A 4,617-nucleotide genomic window follows, 5' to 3' on the forward strand; every position below is an offset into this window, starting at 1 on the left:
GACGGACAGGAGTTCTTCGACGGCGGTGCTGTTCTGTTTCATCGTGTCCTCTCGGGGTTCTGGGGGCGGCCTGATCGATCGAACGGGACCGCACGGCGGCGCGATCGTACGCTTGCCGCCCTTCGCCCAAGGACATCCCTGGGCGAGGATTGGGGGAGGGTATCTCCCAGGTCGGCGCGGGCACGCCGGTTGCCCAATGGCGCTGTCAGACATTCAAGACCAAGATGATCATGATTGGGAGAACGACGTGGCGGATCAGATGAGCGTGCTGGTGGTGGACGACAAGCCACAGAACCTGCTCGCGATGAAAGCCTTGCTGGCCGACTCCGGCCTGGAAGTATTGACGGCCGATTCCGGTCCCGCCGCGCTGGAACTGCTGCTCACGCACGATGTGATGCTGGCGCTGCTCGACATCCAGATGCCGGGCATGGACGGCTTCACCCTCGCCGAGCTGATGCGTGGCACGGAGCGTACCCGGCACGTCCCCATCATCTTCCTGACCGCCGGCTCGCAGGAGGCGCAGCGCAGCTTCAAGGGCTACGAGGCCGGCGCGGTCGACTTCATCTACAAGCCGGTGGACGCCCATGTGCTGCGCAGCAAGGTCGCCGTCTTCGCCGACCTGCACCGCCAGCGCCAGCTGCTGGCCGAGCGCATCGTCGAGCAGGAACGCCTGGCGCGCGTCAACGCGCTGATGTTGAGCGCGCTGAGCCACGACATCCGCAGTCCGCTGTCGGTCATGATGCTCAACGCCGAGCTGCTGATCCGCCAGACCGAATCGCCCTCGCTGCAGAAGGCCGGCCAGCGGGTCAAGGCCGCGGCCACGCTGCTGGGCCGCCAGGTGGACCACCTGGGCAGCCTGGCCCGCCGCCCCTGCGAGCTGCTGCAGGTCCAGCCCGAGCGGAGCGATCTGGGCACGCTGGCCGCGCAGCGGCTGGACATCGAGAGCAACCAGACCGTGATGTGGGCGCCCCCGGCCTTCGACCGCATCGGCGACACGAGCGGCGACTTCGACGTCGAACTCATGGCGCAGGCCCTGGACCAGTTGCTGATGCAGGCGGCCACGCATGCCGGCGACAGCCCCATCCGCATCCAGGTCGACGGCAGCGCGCAGCGTTCGCTGATGCTGCGCGTCAGCTTCGACACGGTGCTGGAGCCCGAGGCCTCCATCCACCTGTTCGGCGGCAACGAGCCGGTGTCGGGCATGTCCTCGGCGCAGGTCGGGCCCGGCCTGCAGGAACCCGAGCGCGTCGCGCGGGCCCATGGCGGCTCGCTGATCGGCGTCTCGCGGGCGCGGCAGGGCACGATGTTCGAGCTGCTGCTGCCGAGGCTGCAGTCGGAACGCTGAAGGCCCAGGGATGTTGTCCTACACGCGGCGCCAGCGCGCCCCGACAGACCCGGCGCGCGCGCCGGCCCACAGTGGTGGCATCACAGCAACCACGATGGGGACTGCCATGAACCGATCCTCCGCACCGAACACTTCATCCGGGATGAAGCGAGCGCTCAAGGTCGCCGTCGCGGCGGCCGCCTGCGCCCTGGCGGGCCACGCGATGGCCGACATCACGTTCTATGAGAACGAGAACTTCCGCGGCCGCAACGCCGGCGCCGAGTCGCAGATCAACTTCCTCAAGGAGATCGGCTTCGACGATCGCGCGTCCTCGATCGAGGTCCGCGGCGAGCGCTGGGAGGTCTGCGAGGACCCGGGCTACAACGGCCGCTGCCGCGTGCTGCAGCCGGGCAGCTACCCGTCGCTGAAGTCCATGGGCTTGGACAACCGGATCAGCTCCGCGCGCCGCGTCGGCGAGGACGTCAGCCGCGACCGCTACGGTCCCGATCCGCAGCCGACCTACTACCGCCGCGGCGATGAAGGCCTGTATCAGGCGCAGGTGGTCTCCGTGCGCGCGGTGATGGGCGACGAGCAGCAGCGCTGCTGGATCGAGCAGAAGGAAGTGCGGGACCGCCCCAACGTCGGCGGCGCGGTCGTCGGCGGCGTGCTGGGCGGCATCCTGGGCCATCAGTTCGGCAGCGGCTCCGGCCAGACCGCGACCACGGTCGCGGGCGCCGTCGGCGGCGCGGTGGTCGGCAGCAACGTCAACCGCGACAAGGACGTGCGCAACGTGCAGCGCTGCGGCGCCGCGCCCGGCAACAGCAACCCCCAGTACTGGGACGTGACCTACCGCTTCAAGGGACAGGACCATTACATGCAGACCCGGCGACAGCCGGGAGCGACCGTGACCGTCAACGCGCGCGGCGAGCCGCGCGAATAGACGGGCGCGGTCATCGATCGACAGACCCAGTGAGGACTGCTGGGGCCGGCCGGGGAGGGGACGCGCTAGCATGCGGCCCCACCCCGGCCGCCCCGTTTTCGTTTCCATGAACACCACGACGTCCACCGCCGCATCGAAGGCCTATTCGGGCAACGACCTCCACCTTGCCCATGGCGTGCGCCGCCACGACTGGCTGCCGCTGCCCACGCTGCTCGGCTTCGTGCTGGCCGTGATCACCATCCTGATCACCGCCGGGTTCTCCTACCGTTCGCAGCAGGCGCAGTCCGACTCGGCCGACGCGATGGCGCGCACGCTGGCCGTGCAGGAGCAGATCCAGACGCTGGGCTCCGCGATGAAGGACGCCGAGACCGGCCAGCGCGGCTACCTGCTGACCGGCATCGACAGCTACCTCGTCCCTTTCAACACCGCGCAGGTGACGATCCCGGCGGCGGCCGAACGGCTGCGCGCGAGCTTCCAGAACTACCGGCCGCAGCTCGCGCGCCTGGAGACCGCGGAGCAGCTTTTCAAGGCCAAGCTCGCGGAGATGGAGGAAACCATCGCCGCGCGTCGCGCCGGCGAGAGCGCCGCCGCGATCGCAACGGTCAAGGGAGACCGCGGCCGCATCCTGATGGAGCGCATTCGCACGCTGCTCGGCGAGATGGAACGCGAAGAACGCGATCGGGCCGCCGAACGCCGCGCGCTGTGGGACAGCTCGGTGCAGCAGACGGTCGGGGTGATGTGGGGCGGCTCGGCGCTGCTGCTGCTGTTGACGGCGGTCGCGGCGGTGCTGAGTTCGCGCGCCTACCGCGCCGCGAAGACCGAGGAATGGCTGAAGGCCGGCCTGGCGGGGCTGGGCGTCGAATTGCAAGGGGATCCGCATGTCGAGCGGCTCGCCGACATCGCCACCAGCTTCCTCGCCCGCTGGACCGATGCGCGCGTCGGCGCGTTCTACGTCGCGCACGAGGACGGCAGCTTCCTGCGCGTGGGCGGCTATGCGCTGCCGGTGGCGACGGGGACCGAGGCGGCGCCGCCGATCGTGCGCGGCGGCGACACCTTGCTGGGGCAGGCCGCGCGCGACCGCCGGCCGGTGCATGTGAAGCAGCTGCCGGCGGACTATCTGCCCATCACTTCGTCGCTGGGCAAGGCCGATTCGACCGAGCTGCTGATCGCGCCGGTGGGGCTGGACAGGCGGGTGCAGTGCGTGATCGAGCTGGGCTTCCTGCATCCCATCGGCGAGGCCGAGCGCGAACTCCTGGCGCGCGTCGCCGAGCCGATCGCCATGGCGCTGCGCGCGGCCAAGGACCGCAGCCGGCTGGAAGCGCTGCTCGAGGAGAGCCGCCGCCAGGCCGAGGAGCTGCAGATGCAGCAGGAGGAGCTGCGCGCCAGCAACGAGGAACTCGAGGAGCAGGGCAACGCGCTGCGCGACTCGCAGCTGCGGCTGGAGAAGCAGCAGACCGACCTCGAGGAAAGCAACACCCAGCTCGAGGAGCAGGCGCGTCAATTGGAGCTGCAGCGTTCGGAACTGACCGCCGCGCAGGGCCTGCTGACCGAGCGCGCCGAGGCGCTGGAGCGTTCCAACCAGTACAAGAGCGAGTTCCTGGCCAACATGAGCCACGAGCTGCGCACGCCGCTGAATTCGACGCTGATCCTGGCCAAGCTGCTGTCGGACAACAAGGAAGGGAACCTGAGCGACGAGCAGGTCCGCTTCGCGCAGACCATCAGCTCGGCCGGCAACGACCTGCTGATGCTGATCAACGACATCCTGGACCTGTCCAAGATCGAGGCCGGCAAGGTCGACCTGCAGGTCGAACGCGTCTCGGTGCCGCGCCTGCTGCAGCAGCTGACCCAGGTCTTCGCGCCGGTCGCGGCGCAGCGCAACCTGGCCTTCGGCCTGCAGCTCGCGCCGGGCGCGCCGGAATGGATGGAGACCGACGAGGCGCGGCTCGGGCAGGTGCTCAAGAACCTGCTGTCCAACGCGCTCAAGTTCACCGAGCGCGGCTCGGTGCGCATGGAGGTCGGCACCACCGCCGACGGCCGCCTGGCCTTCACCGTCAAGGACACCGGCATCGGCATCCCGGCGCACCAGCAGGCGCTGATCTTCGACGCCTTCCGCCAGGCCGACGGCAGCACCCACCGCAAGTACGGCGGCACGGGGCTGGGCCTGTCGATCTCGCGCGCCCTGGCGCGGCTGCTGGGCGGCGACATCCACCTGCAGAGCACGCCGGGGCAGGGCTCGGTCTTCAGCCTGGTGCTGCCGCTGGCGCACGAGGCGCCGGTCGACGGCGAGCGTCCGCGGCCGCTGTCGCCGGCCCAGGCGCCGCTGCACGGCGCGGTCAAGCCGCCGCCGGCGGTG

3 protein-coding genes are annotated in these 4,617 nt (G+C 70.0%); all 3 read left to right on the forward strand.

Features of this window, described 5'->3' with window-relative positions; translation table 11 throughout:
• The first annotated feature begins 247 nt into the window (after positions 1-247).
• Positions 248-1,345, forward strand: coding sequence for a hybrid sensor histidine kinase/response regulator (locus VF536_RS04015; protein ID WP_331613498.1), 1,098 nt, complete (start codon positions 248-250; stop codon positions 1,343-1,345).
• A 106-nt stretch (positions 1,346-1,451) separates the two neighbouring features.
• Positions 1,452-2,264 carry a beta/gamma crystallin family protein gene (locus tag VF536_RS04020; protein WP_331613499.1) on the forward strand — a complete coding sequence of 271 codons (813 nt, stop codon included), beginning with the start codon at positions 1,452-1,454 and terminating at the stop codon, positions 2,262-2,264.
• Between the two features lie 106 nt (positions 2,265-2,370).
• A partial coding sequence (locus VF536_RS04025) for a CHASE3 domain-containing protein (RefSeq protein ID WP_331613500.1) occupies positions 2,371-4,617 on the forward strand: 2,247 nt, incomplete at its 3' end.

This window comes from Roseateles sp., assembly GCF_036486225.1.
Lineage (GTDB): Bacteria > Pseudomonadota > Gammaproteobacteria > Burkholderiales > Burkholderiaceae_C > Roseateles.